This is a genomic window from Pseudoalteromonas sp. NEC-BIFX-2020_002 (assembly GCF_013002825.1).
Lineage (GTDB): Bacteria > Pseudomonadota > Gammaproteobacteria > Enterobacterales > Alteromonadaceae > Pseudoalteromonas > Pseudoalteromonas neustonica.
Genome location: NZ_JABEPJ010000008.1, coordinates 181,551 through 201,228, shown reverse-complemented (window position 1 = coordinate 201,228; position 19,678 = coordinate 181,551). Strand labels below are relative to the sequence as shown.

General features: G+C 39.9%; 17 protein-coding genes. 3 read left to right on the top strand and 14 right to left on the bottom strand.

Annotated features, from left to right (window positions below; translation table 11 throughout):
- Positions 1-136 precede the first annotated feature (136 nt).
- The 13 genes from HJP15_RS11315 to HJP15_RS11255 form a co-directional block, all read right to left on the bottom strand.
- Positions 137-622 carry a phosphatidylglycerophosphatase A family protein gene (locus HJP15_RS11315; RefSeq protein ID WP_170173804.1) on the bottom strand — a complete coding sequence of 162 codons (486 nt, stop codon included), beginning with the start codon at positions 620-622 and terminating at the stop codon, positions 137-139.
- Positions 619-1,593, bottom strand: coding sequence for a thiamine-phosphate kinase (gene thiL, locus HJP15_RS11310; RefSeq protein ID WP_054206151.1), 975 nt, complete (start codon positions 1,591-1,593; stop codon positions 619-621). The genes HJP15_RS11315 and thiL overlap by 4 nt, the downstream gene beginning before the upstream one ends.
- A gap of 45 nt (positions 1,594-1,638) precedes the next feature.
- Entirely contained in the window at positions 1,639-2,049 is a 411-nt protein-coding gene (gene nusB / locus HJP15_RS11305) for a transcription antitermination factor NusB (protein ID WP_054206152.1), read from the bottom strand.
- Positions 2,050-2,064: 15 nt separating this feature from the next.
- Complete coding sequence (ribH, locus tag HJP15_RS11300; RefSeq protein WP_016708079.1) at positions 2,065-2,529, bottom strand: 6,7-dimethyl-8-ribityllumazine synthase; 465 nt, start codon at positions 2,527-2,529, stop codon at positions 2,065-2,067.
- Between the two features lie 146 nt (positions 2,530-2,675).
- Complete coding sequence (ribBA, locus tag HJP15_RS11295; RefSeq protein WP_170173803.1) at positions 2,676-3,788, bottom strand: bifunctional 3,4-dihydroxy-2-butanone-4-phosphate synthase/GTP cyclohydrolase II; 1,113 nt, start codon at positions 3,786-3,788, stop codon at positions 2,676-2,678.
- A 30-nt stretch (positions 3,789-3,818) separates the two neighbouring features.
- Positions 3,819-4,472 carry a riboflavin synthase gene (locus HJP15_RS11290; protein WP_054206154.1) on the bottom strand — a complete coding sequence of 218 codons (654 nt, stop codon included), beginning with the start codon at positions 4,470-4,472 and terminating at the stop codon, positions 3,819-3,821.
- Positions 4,473-4,494: 22 nt separating this feature from the next.
- Positions 4,495-5,631, bottom strand: a complete 1,137-nt coding sequence (gene ribD / locus HJP15_RS11285; protein WP_170173802.1) for a bifunctional diaminohydroxyphosphoribosylaminopyrimidine deaminase/5-amino-6-(5-phosphoribosylamino)uracil reductase RibD — start codon at positions 5,629-5,631, stop codon at positions 4,495-4,497.
- Position 5,632: 1 nt separating this feature from the next.
- Positions 5,633-6,082 carry a transcriptional regulator NrdR gene (gene nrdR / locus HJP15_RS11280; RefSeq protein WP_016708083.1) on the bottom strand — a complete coding sequence of 150 codons (450 nt, stop codon included), beginning with the start codon at positions 6,080-6,082 and terminating at the stop codon, positions 5,633-5,635.
- A 102-nt stretch (positions 6,083-6,184) separates the two neighbouring features.
- Entirely contained in the window at positions 6,185-7,441 is a 1,257-nt protein-coding gene (gene glyA / locus HJP15_RS11275) for a serine hydroxymethyltransferase (protein WP_054206156.1), read from the bottom strand.
- A 720-nt stretch (positions 7,442-8,161) separates the two neighbouring features.
- Positions 8,162-9,445, bottom strand: a complete 1,284-nt coding sequence (gene thrC / locus HJP15_RS11270; protein WP_170173801.1) for a threonine synthase — start codon at positions 9,443-9,445, stop codon at positions 8,162-8,164.
- An 18-nt stretch (positions 9,446-9,463) separates the two neighbouring features.
- A complete protein-coding gene (thrB, locus tag HJP15_RS11265; protein ID WP_054206158.1) occupies positions 9,464-10,390 on the bottom strand; it encodes a homoserine kinase in 927 nt (308 codons plus the stop codon).
- A 9-nt stretch (positions 10,391-10,399) separates the two neighbouring features.
- Positions 10,400-12,817, bottom strand: a complete 2,418-nt coding sequence (gene thrA / locus HJP15_RS11260; protein ID WP_170173800.1) for a bifunctional aspartate kinase/homoserine dehydrogenase I — start codon at positions 12,815-12,817, stop codon at positions 10,400-10,402.
- A gap of 228 nt (positions 12,818-13,045) precedes the next feature.
- Positions 13,046-13,411 carry a response regulator gene (locus HJP15_RS11255; RefSeq protein ID WP_170173799.1) on the bottom strand — a complete coding sequence of 122 codons (366 nt, stop codon included), beginning with the start codon at positions 13,409-13,411 and terminating at the stop codon, positions 13,046-13,048.
- Between the two features lie 269 nt (positions 13,412-13,680).
- Here HJP15_RS11255 and HJP15_RS11250 point away from each other — a divergent pair, with 269 nt between their 5' ends.
- Complete coding sequence (locus HJP15_RS11250) at positions 13,681-15,444, top strand: sensor histidine kinase (protein ID WP_170173798.1); 1,764 nt, start codon at positions 13,681-13,683, stop codon at positions 15,442-15,444.
- A gap of 451 nt (positions 15,445-15,895) precedes the next feature.
- Positions 15,896-16,807 (top strand): recombination-associated protein RdgC, encoded by a 912-nt coding sequence (rdgC, locus tag HJP15_RS11245; protein ID WP_054206162.1) that lies wholly within the window; start codon positions 15,896-15,898, stop codon positions 16,805-16,807.
- A gap of 45 nt (positions 16,808-16,852) precedes the next feature.
- Here rdgC and HJP15_RS11240 read toward each other — a convergent pair whose 3' ends face one another.
- On the bottom strand, positions 16,853-17,692 hold the full coding sequence (locus HJP15_RS11240) for an HDOD domain-containing protein (RefSeq protein WP_054206163.1): 840 nt from the start codon (positions 17,690-17,692) through the stop codon (positions 16,853-16,855).
- A 283-nt stretch (positions 17,693-17,975) separates the two neighbouring features.
- Between HJP15_RS11240 and HJP15_RS11235 the strand changes: the two genes are divergently transcribed.
- Complete coding sequence (locus HJP15_RS11235; protein WP_170173797.1) at positions 17,976-19,664, top strand: DUF8614 domain-containing protein; 1,689 nt, start codon at positions 17,976-17,978, stop codon at positions 19,662-19,664.
- Positions 19,665-19,678: the final 14 nt, after the last annotated feature.

Sequence of the window (19,678 nt, the reverse complement as noted above, 5' to 3'; positions counted from 1 at the left end):
TAGTGATCAAAAAATAATCCTAAAACAATTCGACTATTGCTCCTGCACCGCCATTTCCCCATCCATGTGATTCTATAAACGCCAACGCTGCTTTGTTTAATGAACTATTTAATATAAAGCTTTAAACCTAAGACGATCAGAGCGGTAAATAGCCCAATTTGAACAATGCTTGAACACAAATTAATGAAAATATACCCGCTAAAATATCATCAGCCATTATGCCAAAACCACCATGCACACGCTTATCAAGTAAACGAATAGGGCCAGGCTTAAAAATATCAAAAAAGCGAAACAATAAAAAACCAACTAACAGAGATTGCCAACTCAGCGCAGCACCAATCATGGTAATGTAAAACCCGGCAACTTCATCCCACACAATCGCAGGATGATCGTGCACACCTAAGTCATCTGCGGTTTTGCCACATGTCCATATCCCAAAAACACTTATAACTACAGCAAAAACTATTTGTAACCACAGTGGATAATGCATAGTGATAAAAATAAACGGCAATGCTGCAAACGTGCCAAAAGTACCGGGGGCTTTAGGTGCTAGTCCTAAGCCAAAACCCAAACCAAAAAATTGATGTGGACGTTTTAAATTAAATTTTGAGGGGTTATTCAAACCGACTCCTTGGTAAAGTGTTCAAAGCCTGTACGGTCATATTCTAATTTATTACCGTCGAGCATTAGCTCAATTAGCCCTTCACCACTTTTTATTTGACCAATACAGCTCGCATCGACACCATATTGACGTAATTTCATTTCTAGCATGCTTTTATTACTGTCAGGTACAGTAAATAACAACTCATAATCATCGCCATAATTAAGAATAAAAGGCAGCTGTTGATCTCGCTTTAAAGTAGCGCGCATTGCATCTGAGGTTGGAATATTATTAACATTAATGCTCGCATTGACCTGTGACATACCAACTATATGGCCAAGATCAGCTAATAAACCATCAGAAATATCTATCGCTGAAGATGCAAAACCACGTAAAACTTGACCTGCAGCAACGCGCGGAGTTGGATAATCAAACCGTTGATTAACATATCTTAGGTGTTCTGGCGCTATATTTAAACCTTGTTTTCGAGCCTCTATAGCCAAACCCGCATCGCCTAGAGGTCCAGTAACATAAATCCAATCACCTATTTTAGCACCACTACGACGTAGCGCTTTACCTTCTGGCACAATACCTTTGGCGCAAATAGTAATACTTAAAGGGCCTTGTGTAGTGTCACCACCGATAATTTGTACATTAAAGTACTCAGCAATTTCATGCATGCCCTCGGTGAACTCTTCCAACCACTCGACGTCTATATTTGGCAATGTTAAAGCAACCGAAACCCAGGTCGGCTCAGCGCCCATTGCCGCTAGATCACTTAAGTTTACAGCAAGTACACGATGGCCTAGCGCGCGCGGAGCTATATCATCAAAAAAATGCACGCCCGCAACAAGTGTATCTGTGGTAATAGCTAACTGGCAATTTTGCGGCACAGTCACCAAAGCACAGTCGTCACCAATCCCTAAATTAACATCGCGACGAGTTATACCGCGACCTTTAAAGTAGCGATTAATTAATTCAAATTCCTTCATACACAAAAAAGCCGGCCTATGCCGGCTCTCCTCTTTGCAGTCGCATTACTTACGTAAATGCTTTACTGCTTTATCTAGTACACCATTAACAAACTTATGACTGTCTTCTGCGCCAAAGATTTTAGCAAGCTCAATACCTTCGTTGATAGCAACTTTATAAGGTACATCTTCACGAAATTTCAGCTCATAGCTGCTTAAACGTAAAATAGCGCGTTCAACTTGGTCTAACTCGTCGAAAGGACGCGTTAAATGTGGAGAGACTGCTTCGTCTAGTTGCTTATGATTTATAGCAACACCACGCGAAAGATCTTTAAAGTATTCAACATCAATTTTAGTCACATCATTTTCGATCAACATTTGTTGTTCGATATCGGCAATTGCATTGCCACTTAATTGCCAAGAATAAACGGCTTGAAGTGCTAAAATACGTGCTTTACGCCTTGCTGCTGGTTTCACAAAAATTCCTTAAACTTAAATTTTATCTAACACATTAACCATTTCAAGTGCACCTAGAGCAGCTTCGCCGCCTTTGTTGCCCATTTTAGTGCCCGCGCGTTCAATCGCTTGCTCAATGCTTTCTGTGGTTAATACGCCAAATGCAACCGGGATATCATACTCAAGCGACACTTGCGCTAAGCCTTTATTTGATTCGCCAGCAACAAGATCAAAATGTGGCGTACCACCTCTGATCACGACGCCTAAAGCGATGATTGCATCATACTCTTTTTTTGCTGCAACGCGTTTCGCTGCTAAAGGTAATTCTACCGCACCTGGTACATAAACTACGGTAATATCATCATCAGATACACCACCTGTACGTTTCAATTCATCAACAGCGCCTGCCAAAAGGCTGCTACCAATAAAGTCATTAAAGCGAGAAATAACAATTGCGAATTTCTTACCCGGAGCGTATTTATTACCTTCAATAATTTTCATTCGATAACCCTAAAAAATAAGTTTAAGCGGCTGCGATTGCGCAAAAATTGCTGCGCATCATACCATATAAATAAAATAATAGCCTAGAGCCTGTTTGCCTTTCATAATTAAAGTTTATTAATCTAAAACCAGAAACAGGCCTGAGCTTATTCTGGTTCTACGTAATCAACTACTTCAAGGTGAAAGCCCGACAGCGCATGGTACTTTTTAGGGCGACTCATTAAGCGCATTTTTTCAATTCCCAGATCAGCCAAGATTTGTGAGCCGACACCTACAGTACGCGATGTACCTTGAAACTTACGGTGTGCAACAGTTTCGCCAGCATCTTCTGCTGCAAACGCTTTAACCGTGGCTTCTAATTCATCAGTGCATTCTTGCTTACCAAGAATTACTAACACACCTTGGTGCTTAGCAATATAGGCCATAGCATCTGATAAGCCCCAACTTCTATCTGCACTGCGATCTGATAACAAAATATCATTAAAAGTACTTTGCAGATGAACACGTACTAAAGTTGGTTCATTCGCTTTAACGTCACCGTTTAATAGTGCGTAATGCAGCTGGCCGTCAATAGTATCTTTATAGGTTACTAAATCAAACTCTCCATGCTCTGTTGGCAATTTACATTTCGCGACTTGTTCAATAGTGGTTTCGTTAATGTTACGGTATTCGATAAGATCAGCAATGGTGCCAATTTTGATGCTATGTTGCTCGGCAAATATTTCTAAATCAGGACGGCGCGCCATAGTGCCATCGGCATTAAGAATTTCAACAATTACTGACGATGCTTCAAGCCCAGCTAAACGCGCTAAATCGCAACCAGCTTCAGTATGACCTGCACGGGTTAACACCCCACCCGGTTGCGCCATAATTGGAAAAATATGACCCGGTTGCACGATATCACTTGGCACAGCACCTTTGGCTATCGCAGCTTGTACAGTACGCGCGCGATCTGCAGCAGAAATCCCCGTGGTAACACCTTTAGATGCCTCGATAGACATTGTAAAGTTAGTCGAAAATGCTGCACCATTGTTTTTAACCATTAATGGTAAATCAAGCTGCTCACAACGTTCTTGTGTCATTGTTAAACAAATTAAGCCGCGGCCATGAGTGGCCATAAAATTAATCGCTTCAGCACTTATATGTTCGGCTGCGATAATTAAATCGCCTTCATTTTCTCTATCTTCATCGTCCATCAAAATAACCATTTTACCGGCTTTAATGTCATCAATAATTTCTTGTGCGCTGTGTAAATTCATAATCTGCTCGTGTAAGTTGTGGAGTTGGGGCTACTTAATAAAACCCGCTTGGGCAAGTAAATTCATCGAAATATCTGAACCGGCAGGTTGTTCTGCCCCTTTGATCAAGCGCTCTAAATAACGAGCAATTTGGTCAACTTCTAAATTCACTTGGGTGCCAATTTTAAAATCAGCAATGGTTGTTTGTTCACTCGTATGCGGCACGATAGTCAGTTTAAATTTGTTATCTTCTATCGCATTAACCGTTAGGCTAATACCATCAATACATACCGAGCCTTTATACGGGATATACTTCATCAGTTGCGCATCGGTGCTTAACCAATATTCAACAGCGCGCGCATTGGGCGTAATAGCTGTAATAGTCGCAATACCATCAACGTGCCCAGAGACTAAGTGCCCCCCTAAACGAGATACAGGTTGCATGGCTTTTTCAAGGTTAACCGTTTGCCCTTGTTTATAATGAGCAAACCCGGTTAAGCTTATCGTTTCGTTTGACAAGTCAGCACTAAAACCATCACTGTGCTTTGCTACAACCGTTAAACATACGCCGTTGGTTGCAATACTGTCACCTAAATTCACATCGGCCATATCAAGGTTGCTACTTTGAATGCGAATGGCTAAATCACCTTGTTTTTGTTCTAATTTACTAATTGTGCCTGTTGCTTCTATTATACCAGTAAACATAAGGTTGCTCTTCAATAGTAGGTTAAGGCGCTGTATTTAAACACCGCGCAGCTGTGATACGAATATCATCACCAATTAGTGCACATTCGCTAATTGTTAAGTTGTCCACATCTTGCATATTTGTCTGTTCTGCAAAATTTAATAAACTTTTGGCATCGTTACCTAACAATTTAGGTGCGAAATAAATAATGTATTCATCAATAAGCCCCTGCTCTGTCATTTTTCCCGCAAGGGTTGCACCGGCCTCTAACCAAATATGATTAAATTGGCGTTGTGCTAAAAGCTTGAGAGCGGCCAGTACATCAACCTTATTATTTTGTTTTGGCACTACAATATGGCTTACGTAATAAGGCCATTGCTTTGATTTATCAAGCTCAGTGGTAAGAATAATTATCTCACTTTCTATACTAAACAAAGCCAGTTCAGGAGTTAAACGATTTTGTGAATCAATAATAATTCTTACTGGCTGACGCAAAGGTAACTCTGTGGGTAATGATTCTGGCAATTCATCAATACGAACATTAAGCTTGGCGTCATCAACTAAAACGGTATCTGCCCCCGTTAAAATAGCGCAGCTTTGTGCACGATAAAGTTGCACATCTTGACGAGCTTTAGAGCCCGTAATCCATTTACTTTGACCATTTTTAAGGGCCGTTTTACCATCAAGACTTGCCGCCATTTTACAGGTAATAAATGGCATGCCTTGTTCCATACGCTTTAAAAAGCCACGGTTTAATAGTTTAGCTTGTTGCTCTAATAGCCCTGATGCAACCTCAATTCCTGCATCAGCTAAAATTGCGAGACCTTTACCTGCCACTTGCGGATTTGGATCAACCATCGCGGCAATCACTTTTATCACGCCCGCGGCTTTTAGGCCTTCGGCACACGGAGGTGTGCGACCAAAATGACTACAAGGCTCAAGTGTGACATACGCAGTGGCACCTTTGGCTTGGCTACCTGCCATTGCTAACGCATTGACTTCAGCATGACCTTGCCCAGCTAATTGATGAAAGCCTTCACCAATAATCTGACCACCTTTAACTAGCACACAGCCAACATTAGGATTTGGTGTTGTTGTAAAGCGTCCTTGCTTGGCAAGTTCAATAGCCCGTGCCATAAATTGATGATCTTGCTCTGTGAATAATACGTTTTGACTCATTTTACTCCCCTAAACGGGCGATTTCTTCACCAAATTCACGGATATCTTCAAACGAACGATACACAGAAGCAAAACGTACATAGGCGACTTTATCGAGTTTTTTAAGCGCTTCCATAATACACTCACCAATTAAGTGGCTGGATATCTCACGCTCACCCGTTGCTCGTAGTTGAGATTTGATAATATTGACAACTTCGTCAACCTGCTCAGTACTAACGGGACGTTTTTCTAATGCGCGGTGTAGACCATTGAGAAGTTTATCTTCGTTGAAAGGTTCGCGACTGCCATCTTGTTTAATTACCCGAGGCATCACAAGTTCAGCGCCTTCAAAGGTGGTAAAGCGTTCATGACACTCATTGCATTCACGGCGTCGTCTAACTTGGTGGCCACCACCAACTAAACGCGAGTCAATTACTTTGGTATCTTTTGCGGTGCAAAATGGGCAATGCATAGGTATCAGCTTCCATTAAAAACAAAAAAGGCCGCTTTAAGGCGGCCTTTATAATAGCAAAAAACGTCGCTATTGTGATCTAAATTACAGTGGGCTTAATAATTAAGCGTAAACAGGTAATTTTTTACAGATTGCTTTAACTTTTTCTTTAACTTGTGCTTGTACAGACTCATCAGTGATGTTGTCTAGCACGTCACAGATCCAGCCCGCTAGCTCTTTAGATTCAGCTTCTTTAAAACCACGGCGTGTGATTGCAGGTGAACCAATACGCAGACCAGAGGTAACAAATGGTGAACGTGGATCGTTTGGTACTGAGTTTTTGTTCACTGTAATATTCGCATTACCCAGAGCTGCATCTGCATCTTTACCAGTGATGTCTTTATTGATTAAATCAAGTAAGAACAAGTGATTTTCTGTTTTATCAGACACGATTTTGTAGCCGCGCTCTTGCATTACTGCAACCATTGCTTGGGCATTTTTAACAACTTGAGTTTGGTATACTTTAAACTCTGGTTGTAGTGCTTCTTTAAATGCCACTGCTTTTGCAGCAATAACATGACATAAAGGACCACCTTGGCCACCTGGGAAAACAGCGCTATTAAGCTTTTTATAAATAGCTTCGTCGCCACAGGCTGAAATAATCAAACCGCCACGTGGACCTGCTAATGTTTTATGCGTAGTAGTAGTTACAACGTGTGCATGTGGTACTGGGCTTGGGTAAACGCCTGCAGCAATAAGACCAGCAACGTGAGCCATATCTACGAACAAGTAAGCGCCTACTTTATCAGCGATTTCACGGAATTTAGCCCAATCAACAATACCTGAGTATGCTGAGAAACCACCGATGATCATTTTTGGTTTATGCTCAAGTGCTAGCGCTTCAACTTGTGCGTAATCAATTTCGCCCGTTGCTTCGTCAAGTCCGTATTGGATTGCATTATAAAGCTTACCAGAGAAGCTCACATGTGAACCATGCGTTAAGTGACCACCATGAGCTAAGCTCATACCAAGTACCGTATCGCCAGCATCTAATAGCGCTAAAAATACAGCGGCATTTGCTTGTGAGCCAGCATGAGGCTGAACGTTTGCGTATTCAGAACCAAACAATTCATTTGCACGGTCAATCGCTAGTTGCTCAACCACGTCAACGTGCTCACAACCACCGTAATAACGCTTGCCCGGATAACCTTCAGCATATTTATTTGTTAACTGTGAACCCTGCGCTTCTAGTACGCGTGGGCTACAGTAGTTTTCAGATGCGATAAGCTCAATGTGTTCTTCTTGACGAGCAGTCTCTTTGTTGATTGCGTCAAATAACTCTGGATCAAAATCCGAAATATTCATGCTACGTTCTAACATGGGGGCTCCTAGGGCAACGTGTATGGTGTTTTTAAAGGCAATATTGTACGCTGAAAACGTCAATTTGACTACGGTGTAAAGATGAACATATTTAAACAGGGATTGAATTTAATTCACAGTGTTTTTGTAATGATATTTTTTTATAGAAACATAAATAATACTAATAAATAAAACAACTAAATATTTGTATTTTTAATGTGTTAATTTATTGCATTTGTTTCTATTTACACTACTATTGTACGAAATGTAATCATGGATGATCATAGGCTTATTATGTTAGCTAAACCTATTTACGAATTTATTCCCTACTGCTATTTTATTTTTGGTGGGTTTTGCATTCTTTTCTCGACTACCCTATTGCCGACGGCTATCGGCATTGCTTTGTTCTTAAATGGCGCAAACATTTGGCGTCTGCGATCTAATGCGCGCCGTATAGATCATAAAGTAAACCGAAAAAAAGTAAGGAAACACTATTATTATTATGAATTTAAGCCCTTCATTCTGTTGCTTACTGGTCTAATTCTAGTTAGTCGGGTACCCAATCAACTCGTTACACTTGCTGGCGCGATGATCTGTTTGATTGGCATTTTAATTTTATGTTTACGTATTTTAAATCGTCGTTCACGGTCCATGGTTTAAATTTAAATATTTTTACAATAAAAAAGCGATATACGTAATGTATTATCGCTTTTTTGTTTTAACTTTATCTAATTATAAAAATTAGCCTAATTTAGCTAATAAAATATCGCGAAGCACACTGTAGTCATCTGCAATATCTTCTGCCAAACATGGCTTAGCTAATGCATCCGCTAATGGTTTTGGCATATCGAGCTCTATATTTAAAATCTCTTCTACGCTATCTTTAAACTTAGCTGGATGCGCTGTAGCTAAGAACACCCCTGCCGCTCCTTGTGCTAAATTAGCTTTAAGTCCCTGATAAGCTATTGCTGTGTGAGGCTCTGCAACATAGCCCGTTTGTTGAATTTTTTTCATCACTGTTTGTGTATTGCTTTCATCAACGCTGGTTGAATAAAAGTCATCATAACTAAACCAATTATTATCTAACATGGTTTGCACTCGTGGCCAGTTATTAGGTTTGCTCACGTCCATTGCGTTTGAAAGTGATTCTATCGTCGCATTAGGTGCCCAGTTTTTATCATGGATAAAGCGCGGTACAGTATCATTCTGATTCGTTGTTGCACTGAGTTTAGCGACAGGCAAACCAATAACAGCACCGATCATTGCCGCACACACGTTACCAAAATTACCACTTGGCACAGAGATATGCGCGTTAGCACGTTTTTCTTTCGGTAATTGTGCAATTGCTTCAAAGTAGTAACAAACTTGTGCAACTAAACGGCTGATATTAATTGAATTAGCCGAGTTTAAACCTAGTCGAGATTTAATTTCCTCATCTAAAAATGCATTTTTTACCATCGCTTGGCAATCATCAAAACTACCATCAACTGCATAACAATGAATGTTATTCCCCAATGTAGTGAACAGTTTTTGCTGCGCTAGAGAAATTTTCCCTTTTGGATAAAGGATCACCACATCAATATTTGGTTTATTATAAAACGCATGAGCAACAGCTGCACCTGTGTCACCAGAGGTTGCTGTTAGTATTGTAGTTTTTTCACCTTGGCTAAATTGTGCTAAGCACTCAGCCATAAAGCGGCCACCAAAGTCTTTAAAGGCAAGTGTTGGACCGTGGAACAATTCCAAACAATAAATATTTTCTTCTACTTCAACCAGTTTTACCGGAAAGTTAAACGCATTTTGCACCATTTGCGCAACAGTATCTGCGGGCAACTCATCGCCAATTAAATGCGATAAAATTTTACTACTACGACTAACAAAGTCCATATCAAGTAAAGCATCAATGTCCGCCAGTGGCGCTAGGGATTCAGGAAAGAATACGCCTTGGTTTCGGCCTAAACCTGTTTTAACTGCATCAACAAACGACACTTTTTGTGAATCATCTTTTAAATTATGTAATTGCATTATTTATTCCTTAAATTCTTATAACTGACGCGTGCCGGCGTTATCAAGCTTACAAATGTGGCAAAAGCCTTGTTCATTGATATAATTTTGTTCAAGCCACTGTGCGCATTGCTGTGCAGCTTCAAGCGTTTTACACACGGTAAATAAAGTAGGGCCTGCACCAGAAATACTGACTATTTCAGCACCTAGCTCCGGCAGTGCCGCTTTCGCTTCACTAAACCCGGTAATAAGCGGTGCGCGATATGGTTCTGCTATTTCATCACTCATAATTGATAACGCGTTATCAAAACGACCGGTTAACAACAATGTACTAAACGCTGATAAGCGCTGTGCAAATTCAACACTGGCATGCATGCTTAGCTGCCTTGGTAGTACTGAACGCGCTTTTGCGGTATTAAGCGAAAAACCAGGAAAAGCGGCTACGTAGTACCAGTTTTTATCTACCGGTAAGCTAATCGACTTATCTGGGATCAAATCACCCGTCAACTGTAAACCACCTAAGTAACAAGGTGTGATGTTATCGTAATGACGACCACCACTTACAATAGCTTCAAAATCAGCCATTAATTCAATCAGCTCTACTTGGCTAAGCGCAGTGCCTGCAAATTGATCAAGTGCCGCAAAGGTCGCTACAACTGAGCACGCACTAGAACCGAGCCCTGAACCAATCGGTAAATTCTTTTTAAGCTCTAATTTTACGCATGGCATACTTGGCGCAACATGTGTACGAAAATGCACTAAACACTGATACGCTAAGTTTTCATTAGCGTCACTTGGCAATTTATGTGCATACTCGCCCGAGCAAATAAACTCATCTCTTGTTGCAGGACTTACTGCAACAATGTCGCCTAATAATGTGCCATCAATAGGCGCAAGTGCAGCGCCTAATGAATCAAAACCAACGGCAAAATTCCCAATAGACGCTGGAGCATATACTTCAATCATTGTCCCCTCCTAGCGCGATAACGTTTTTAAGATATCAGCAAATACACCCGCAGCAGTCACTGCAGATCCTGCACCATAACCACGAATTACAAATGGACGTGGTTGGTAATATTCACTCAAGATTGCTAAGGCATTTTCACCATCACGAATAACTGCCAATGCATGTTTTGTATCAACCGCTTCAATACCGACTTTGCAGTGACCCGCATTGATTGTGCCCACATAACGCAATACTTTACCTTCACTGGCTGCACTTTGAATGCGATCACTAAATGCGGCATCTAAACTCGGTAGTTTAGCCATAAACTCTGCAACATCATCACCTTGTGCAAAACCAACAGGCAGGACCGATTCAACTTCAATATCACTAAGCTCTAACTTCATGCCAGCCTCACGGGCAATGATCAGTAATTTACGCGCAACATCTGTTCCCGATAAATCATCTCTAGGGTCTGGCTCAGTAAAACCACTCTCTTTTGCTTTAATGGTTGCTTCAGATAACGATAAACCATCTTGCAAGGCACCGAATATATAAGACAATGAACCAGATAAAATACCACTGAACTCAAGCAACTCATCGCCTGCACCAAACAGCGATTGTAAGTTATCTATTACCGGAAGCCCTGCTCCTACATTTGTTTCGTATAAAAACTTACGGTTATTCTTTTGGGTTGCTGCAATCAGGTCTTGGTAATAAGCATATGAACTCGTTGTCGCTTTTTTATTTGCAGCCACAACGTGAAAACCCGCATTTAAAAAGTCAACGTATTGCGCAGCCAATGCATCTGATGAGGTGCAATCAACTAATACTGGGTTGATTAAATGGTTTTGCCTAACAAATTGCTCAACCAGTTTTAAATCAAAAGCTTGTTCAGATGCGGCTAATTTTTGTTGCCAATCATCAAAAGCAATACCTTCGCCATCTAGGTGTAATTGACGAGAGTTAGCAACACCGTATAGATTTAACTTAATATTGCGCTTTTCCAGCCACGTTTGCTGGCGCTCTAATTGCTTTATAAGTTCTTGACCAACTAAGCCGCAGCCTAATAAAAACACGTCAATTGATGGGATATGAGTAAAGAAATTTTCGTGACACACTTTTACAGCATCATTACACAGTTCACCGTCGATCACCGCGGAAATAGCACTTTCAGTTGAATCTTGTGCAATAGCAACAATATTCACTTGCGCTTGAGCAAGCGATGCAAAAAACTTAGCGGCCAAGCCTTTATGAGCACGCATGTTATCACCCACTAACGTAACAATGGCTAAGTTACGTTGTACTTGCACAGGCTCAATAAGCCCTGCTTGTGATTCAAGCTCAAACGCTGTTTGCAGTGCATCAAGCGCTAATGGTAAGTCCGATTCATGGACACAAAAGCTAATACTAAATTCACATGACGACTGAGTAATAAGTACAATCGATACATTATCATGAGCAAGGGCATTAAATACTTTTGATGCCATGCCTACCTTACCTTTCATGCCAGGGCCTGAAACTGTTAGCATCGCAAGGTTTTGTAAACTGGATAACGCTTTAACTGGCTCCGATGATACATTATCGTTACTGATCAATGAGCCTTGCGCCTCTGGGTTATGAGTATTTTTAATTTCACATGGCACGCCCGCTTTAGCACACGGTAAAATTGTTTTAGGATGAAGAACTTTGGCACCAAAGTAAGAAAGCTCCATCGCTTCTTTATATGATAAAAAATCAACCTTAGTGGCTTTTTTGATATAACGAGGATCTGCACTGTATACGCCGTCCACGTCAGTCCAGATTTGGCAAACTTCTGCTTCTAAACACGCTGCTGCAATTGCGGCTGAATAATCAGAACCATTGCGCCCGAGTGTAGTTAACTGACCTTGTTCATTGCTAGCTGTAAAACCCGGCATAATATAAATAGTTGCAGGGCTCACTTTTAAAGCCGCTTGGAAGCGAATTTTGCTCGCTACTAAATCAGCTTCCGCATCAATGTGGCCATTGGTTGATGCGATGCAATCAGTTGCTTCAAGGTAACGAGCGTTGTGCGAGCTTAGCAAACACTGCATCAGTGCCACACTCACGCGCTCACCAAAACTAATAATAAAAGCACGAACCTGATCAGGACAGCATTGGATTAATTTGACACCAGCAAGTTTATTTTTCAGCTCATCTAAATCAGGCCAATTTTGTACTTGCCCACATTCAGCTTCAACAGCTACTTTTAAGCTGTCACAACGAGACGCGAGTGCATCCCACTGTTCGCTATAATCAAATCCCTGTTCAGCGCTACTTGCAAGTGCGACTAACGAATCAGTCATTCCACCTGGCGCTGAAAGTACCAATAACATTTCATCTTTTAACTGTGCTTTAACTAACTGAGCTACCTGCTGTAAACATGCCAAGTCGGCAAGTGATGACCCGCCAAATTTTAATACTCGCATTTTTATGTTCCTCATCCCATAAAACGAAAAAAGGCCTGTGTTCGTTGTGAACACAGGCCTTTAAATTTGTTGCACCGACCTATGCCACTATCCAGTAAGAATGGTGGTTGTAATAATAATGGTCAGTACGTTTGTATTTATTTTCATAGCCTTTAGACTGCCTTAAACAAGGCTATTCTGTCAACCCCACATAAAAAGATAAATTATGCCATTTGGTTATAAAGAGCTCTAATGAATGCCAAATTTATGCAATATTTCATTAAGCCTTACTTTATCTATTGGCTTATTTATAAAATCGATAGCCCCTAAATTAGCGACTCGCTGTTTCATTTCAGCCTGAATATCCGCAGATATAACGAGAACAAAACATTCAATACTGCTTTTTTTAATGCATTCAAGCACCTGAACACCGTCAACTTCTGGCATAGTTAAATCAAGACACAATAAATCAAAGCTATGAATTTGCATTAATTCCAATGCCTCTCGGCCATTTTTTGCCTGCATAATATTTGCGCTTAGGCATTCATTTATACATCGCACGACTTGTTTACGTGCTACTGTTGAATCATCACATACTAATACAGAGAAATTCATACTATTAACTACTAGCTCACATGGTTATAAATGACGGGTGGGTTCTCAGTAACTAAGAAACATTACTCTAACAGCAATATAGTGATTTTATAACACAATCATTCCGGTGAAATAAACATAAGTTTTTGCTAAAAAAAGAAAAATGAATAAATTTGTTGAGGAAAAGTAGATTATTTTATTTATTTTTAGGCGTTTATTAGCTAACTTTACAGATGAATGTACTCGCTGCTTGGGTATTAAATGATGAATAAAGGAGCTATGGGAAATCCATGCTACAAAAAAGCCTATCTAAAAAGCTGCTAACAAGCGTTTTATCCGTCTATTTTTTGCTGACTTTTGTTGTCACATGCGGACAAGTAATTGCTGAATATGTAAATACTAAAGATTACATTCGTGATGAACTGACTACGCTACAAAAAACATTTAGTCGCAGTTTAACGCGTGCTATCTGGGAGCTAAACACTAAACAAACAATCACCACAGCCGAAGGTTTACTCGCTATTCCTATGATTGAAGGCATTATAGTGCGTGACGATAGCGGCGAGATTATTTCTCAATTAGGTCGTTCTCTTGATATCCGAGAATTATACAGCCAGCAGCTGGTTCAAGAAGAAGCAATTATTGAAGACACCCCATCCGGTTTATTTGGGTACACTTTCCCATTAATTTTTGAGTTTTCAGGCCGAGCCACGCAAGTAGGCGACGTGACTTTATTTTCCAGCCGCGAAGTTGTATTTAGCCGTATTATGCTGTCAATTTATTTTCTAATTGGCAACGCAATGATCAAAACAACCTTTTTGATCATCTTGTTTTTAATGGCATTTAGAAAATTGCTTACCGAACCACTTGCGCAATTGACAGAGCAAATTGAAGACCTTGAACTCAACGATCTTGAAGGCCAACATATTGAAATAGAAACAACAGAACACAATGAACTAAAAGTAATGGAGCAATCATTTAATAAACTCATTGATAAAGTTGTGCAGTATCGCCAAGAACTCGAGCATACACAAAAAGAACTCATTCTAAGTAACGAAAAACTTGATCAGCAAAACCTACAACTTGAACAAGAAGTTGCACGTAAAACTTCAAACCTGAGTCAAGCAATGATGGATTTACAGCAGCAAAAATATGAACTCGAAAAGCAAAAGTTAACACTTACCGAAGAAATTGATCTACGTCGTCATACCGAGCATGAGTTACTTACCAAACAAACAGAATTACAGCGTTATGTAGATGAACTAAATATAGCTCAGGAGCGCCTAGTAGGCTCTGAAAAAATGGCTGCGCTAGGTGGTTTAGTTGCCGGGATCACGCATGATATCAATACACCAGTGGGGATTGGTGTAACCGCCACGTCTTTTTTACAAGAACGGTTATTACAAATCGAAAATGCATATAAAAATAAAACCCTCTCGCCAAAAGCACTTGAAGAGTTCATTAATGATGCCAAGCAAAGCACCAGTTTATTAACCACTAATTTAGATCGCGCATCTGAATTAGTGGCTAGTTTTAAACAAATCGCGGTGGATCAAGCCAGTGAAGCTGTTAGGACGATTAATTTTAAAGAGTATTTAGGTGAAGTGATCCGCTCTTTGCATCCTAAAATTAAAAATACCACGCATCATATTAATTTAGATTGCCCAGAAAGCTTGACCTTGAATTTACCCGCAGGCGCGATCAGCCAAATTTTTACAAACTTAATAATGAACTCCCTGATCCATGGGTTTGAAGGCATTACAAATGGCGTTATTAATATTGATATTAAAGATGATGACGATAATGTAATTATCAACTTTAACGATAACGGCAATGGCGTTACAGAACAGCAACTCGAAAAACTTTTCGACCCTTTCTTTACAACAAAACGTGAACAAGGTGGCAGCGGCTTAGGTACCCACATTACATTTAATTTAGTAAAACAGACTCTCAGTGGTGAAATTGATGCAACAAGCTCACCGGGTAATGGCTTAAGCTATGTGATCAGTTTCCCCAAAAACATGCCAAAGCCACTGTCAATTTTTAGTAATTAGATTAGGGCGTGTTGACCTTTTGTGATTAATTTTACACCAGTATGTTTGGTATTTAGGCTAGGCAGCGCCTATGCTGTGTGGTTGTTCCTTATAAATAGGCGATAACGACGCAGTATAAATTCCAAACATGCGCTGCCCAAAGGGTTCTTCCTAGAGGCGATTAACTCTTTGTTACCTAAATGGATGTAGGTAAAGGAAATGAGCAAACGAGGAAGCTTTGCTCTATTTTACTTAGCCCGTTAAACCTCATACTGAGATTAAATCGCCTGTAGATTGAACATATTTCAATCCTAAAAAGTCAACTGGCCTCAGTTAAAACCCTTTTAAGTTACTTCTTCTTATATTTAGCTAATGCTTTGCTCAATTGCTAAGCATTAGCTAAATCAGTCATTTCGACATCCGATTTTTATTGCTATGATTGAACAAATTTACCAATTGGATCAATCAACCTATGTGGTTTAGTAACCTTATTTGTTATCGCTTTAAACAAGACGTTTCGTATACTCAAGAAGACTTTGACAAAGCGTTAGAGCAGGACCTATTTCGCCCTTGCGGTAGCCAAGATTTAAGCACATTTGGCTGGACCAAAGCCTTTGGTAAGCACGGGGATACCCTTTCTCACTTTTCGCAAAAAAGTATTTTAGTCTGCGCTAAGCGTGAAGAAAAAGTACTTCCGGCCGCTGTGATCAACGATATGGTTGCAGAAAAAATTGAGCTGATCGAAGCTGAAGAAAATCGCCCAGTTAAGAAAAAAGAGAAAGATGAGCTCAAAGAAAATATCCTGCATAGCTTATTGCCGCAAGCATTTAAAAAATCGAGCTTACAGTTTGCCTTTATCGACCAAGAAAATGGTTGGGTAGTCGTTAACAGCGGCAGTTTCAATAAAGCTGAAGAGCTATTAGCATTACTTCGCAAGTCTCTGGGTACATTACCTGTCGTCCCTGCTTTTGCTAACTATGACTTAGATGTGTTTTTAACTGACTGGCTAACCAACTTTAGTACGCCTGAGGGCTTTGCAATTGGCTCAGACGCCGAGTTAGAAGAAGCAGATGACAGTGGTGCACAAGTTAAACTTAAAGGCCACGACCTTGCATGTGATGAAGTAAAATCACACTTAGAAAGTGGTAAGCGTGTCACTAAGCTTGCGCTTGATTGGCAAGAACGTCTTAAATTCATGTTACAAAATGACGGTTCAATTAAACGCTTAAGCTACTCAGATACACTCAAAGAAGAAAATGCTGATATACCAAAAGAAGATATGTTAGTAAAACTAGACGCTGATTTTATTCTTGCTTCAGAAGAAATTAAATTACTACTAGAAGAACTAACACAAGGTTTAGGCGACGTTGAAGACTTAGCCTAGAGTTTGATTTTCAAAAAAAGCGCCGAGGCGCTTTTTTCGTAATAATTAACTAAATACAGATTTCACATCATCAAGCATTTTATAATAGTCATCACTTGAGAAAATATCAGTTGATGAAATAACACCTTTATCAATATACATTTGTAAAGCAGCTGATTTATCCGACACTTGTAAAATCCCTTCCATGATCGCACCAATGCGAATAAAATCTACATAGCTTATGTTTTCAGGTCGATAATTAGGATTTGCCCAACTTTCTGACACTTCAACAAATTCATCTGTAAAATCCCATGCGCGCATAATAGCACCACCGACTTTACCACTGAGTTTTTGGATTGCATGAGCTAAAAAACTCGGATTAGCAAATACTTCAGGGTGACGCTCAGCTTCTGTTAAAATAGGCAATACACCAATATTATAAACTAATGACGCTAATGTAATCGTATCGCGATTTAATGACGTTTGCTTATTCTCTTTAAGAAAAAACTCCATTAGCGTAATTGAATGACATGCAACTTTTAAGGTTTTTTGCCATGCTTTATCCATGTAACCTTTTATTAATTCATTGTTTGAAACAAACAGTTGTTCCATTGCCATTGCTGTCGCAATATTTTTAATTTGTCTTAAACCAATGCGAGTAACGGCCTGATTGATATTAGAAACCTTAACCGAACGCCCCATAAACGCACTATTTGCAACCTTTATCATCCGCGCAGCCAAAGCGGGATCATGAGATATTACATCAGCCATTTGCGCTAAATTTACATCCGGATTATCTGCAGCTTGACGAACACGTACAGCAATCTCTGGCAAAGTTGGTAAAACCAAGGTGTCATTATTTATTCGATCGACCAAAATGGTCAGTAGTGCGTTTTCTGTTGACATAGATGTGCCATCCTTCTGTATTGGTTTTTAATATATCTAAACCATGGAATGTTTGTTTATTATAGATACAGTATTGTCTAACTTGCCGCTAAAGTTAAGAAAAAACAAAGAAATTATCTTAATTTATTTATTCTAGCGGTTTTACTCTTTCAGAAGTAACGGCGAATGATTCGGTAAGCTTGCTATTTACGCTCAAGGTTTGCTTTAATGCTGACATAACAAGTAAGCGTTAGTCTCCTTTTAGCAGAGACAAAAATTAAACACACTTTTAATGGGCAACATAATGACTCTCAATAAAATTAGCCAAGCACTTATTCTCGCCAGTAGCGTTTTTATTGGTGCATGTTCTGAGCAAGCAACAACCACACAAACAGCAGAAAAAACCAAAACAACACATGCTGATGTAACACAGTTAGTTAACGCTGAGGAAAATCGCTTAGATATCTACACTGATTTCACGCTTACCACAGACTTATCTCACCTTAGTACAAATCAACAAGCCATGGTAGCAAAGCTAATTGATGCATCTAAAATTATGGATGACCTTTTTTGGCGCCAAGCCTTTGGTGAAGATAAAGCCGTATTTTTAGCTAAAATAAACGACCCAAAAGTACAAAAATTTGCTGATATAAACTATGGCCCATGGGATCGTTTAAATGGTGACCAAGTATTTCTATCTCGCTATGAAGAAAAGAGTGCTGGTGCACAGTTTTACCCAGCAGATATGACCAAAGAAGAGCTTAATAACTCAAGCGTTACAGACAAAAATGGCCTGTACTCAATCATTAAACGTGATGAAAATGGCAAGCTATACAGCGTCGCTTACTCTATTGAGTATGCACAAGCACTTGAAAAAACAGCGTCTTTATTACGTGAAGCAAGTAAACTTGCAGATGACAAAGAATTTGCAAACTACCTCAACTTACGTGCGGATGCCCTTTTAAATGATGAATACCAAGCATCAGATTTTGCTTGGATGGACATGAAGAATAACCCGATTGATGTCGTTATCGGCCCAATTGAAACCTACGAAGACCAATTATTTGGCTCTCGCGCAGCGTTTGAGTCTTACGTATTAGTTAAAGATTTAGCATGGTCTGAGCGTCTAGCAAAATTTGCCGCATTTTTACCTGAGTTACAAAAAGATTTACCCGTTGATGCTAAATACAAGCAAGAAGTACCCGGCTCTGACGCGGACTTAAATGCCTACGACGTTGTTTACTACGCAGGCCACTCCAATGCGGGCAGTAAAACAATTGCTATCAATTTACCAAATGACGAACAAGTGCAACTAGAAAAAGGCACGCGTCGCCTGCAACTTAAAAATGCAATGCGTGCAAAATTCGACAAAATCTTAGTACCAATTGCACAGCAACTCATTGTGCCTGAGCAGCGTAAACACATTACTTTTGATGCATTTTTTGCTAATACAATGTTCCATGAAGTAGCACATGGTTTGGGCATAAAAAACACCATCACAAATAAAGGCACTGTACGCCAATCATTGCAAGAACACGCCAGCGCATTAGAAGAAGGTAAAGCCGATATACTAGGTTTGTATATGGTTGAACAGTTACTTAAAAAAGGCGAAATCACTGAAGGGACTTTAGAAGATTATTACACAACCTTTATGGCTGGCATCTTCCGCTCAGTACGCTTTGGTGCATCAAGCGCTCACGGTAAAGCCAATATGATCCGTTTTAACTTTTTCGCCCAAGAAGGTGCATTTTCTAAAAACGAGCAAGGTCTTTATAGCGTAAACATGGAAAAAATGGGCCTGGCGATGGCCAAATTATCTAGCTTAATTTTAACTCTGCAAGGTGATGGTGATTACCAAAAAGTGGACCAGCTAATTGCGACCCACGGTGATATCAAAACTGAGCTTGCTAAAGACTTAGAAAAACTCAGCCAAGCAAATATCCCGGTAGATGTAACCTTTAAACAAGGTAAAGCTGTATTAGGGTTAAACTAAACCTAGGCTTTGTA

Bases quoted from the DNA above. Each gene is read 5' to 3' on its own strand.
- nrdR (WP_016708083.1), bottom strand. From the start codon at position 6,082: ATGCATTGCCCATTTTGCACCGCAAAAGATACCAAAGTAATTGACTCG.
- ribD (WP_170173802.1), bottom strand. From the start codon at position 5,631: ATGAGTCAAAACGTATTATTCACAGAGCAAGATCATCAATTTATGGCA.
- ribH (WP_016708079.1), bottom strand. From the start codon at position 2,529: ATGAAAATTATTGAAGGTAATAAATACGCTCCGGGTAAGAAATTCGCA.
- HJP15_RS11250 (WP_170173798.1), top strand. From the start codon at position 13,681: ATGCTACAAAAAAGCCTATCTAAAAAGCTGCTAACAAGCGTTTTATCC.
- HJP15_RS11240 (WP_054206163.1), bottom strand. From the start codon at position 17,692: ATGTCAACAGAAAACGCACTACTGACCATTTTGGTCGATCGAATAAAT.
- HJP15_RS11290 (WP_054206154.1), bottom strand. From the start codon at position 4,472: ATGTTTACTGGTATAATAGAAGCAACAGGCACAATTAGTAAATTAGAA.
- rdgC (WP_054206162.1), top strand. From the start codon at position 15,896: ATGTGGTTTAGTAACCTTATTTGTTATCGCTTTAAACAAGACGTTTCG.
- thrB (WP_054206158.1), bottom strand. From the start codon at position 10,390: ATGATTGAAGTATATGCTCCAGCGTCTATTGGGAATTTTGCCGTTGGT.
- ribBA (WP_170173803.1), bottom strand. From the start codon at position 3,788: ATGAATTTACACAGCGCACAAGAAATTATTGATGACATTAAAGCCGGT.
- thrA (WP_170173800.1), bottom strand. From the start codon at position 12,817: ATGCGAGTATTAAAATTTGGCGGGTCATCACTTGCCGACTTGGCATGT.
- glyA (WP_054206156.1), bottom strand. From the start codon at position 7,441: ATGTTAGAACGTAGCATGAATATTTCGGATTTTGATCCAGAGTTATTT.
- thrC (WP_170173801.1), bottom strand. From the start codon at position 9,445: ATGCAATTACATAATTTAAAAGATGATTCACAAAAAGTGTCGTTTGTT.
- HJP15_RS11235 (WP_170173797.1), top strand. From the start codon at position 17,976: ATGACTCTCAATAAAATTAGCCAAGCACTTATTCTCGCCAGTAGCGTT.
- HJP15_RS11255 (WP_170173799.1), bottom strand. From the start codon at position 13,411: ATGAATTTCTCTGTATTAGTATGTGATGATTCAACAGTAGCACGTAAA.
- thiL (WP_054206151.1), bottom strand. From the start codon at position 1,593: ATGAAGGAATTTGAATTAATTAATCGCTACTTTAAAGGTCGCGGTATA.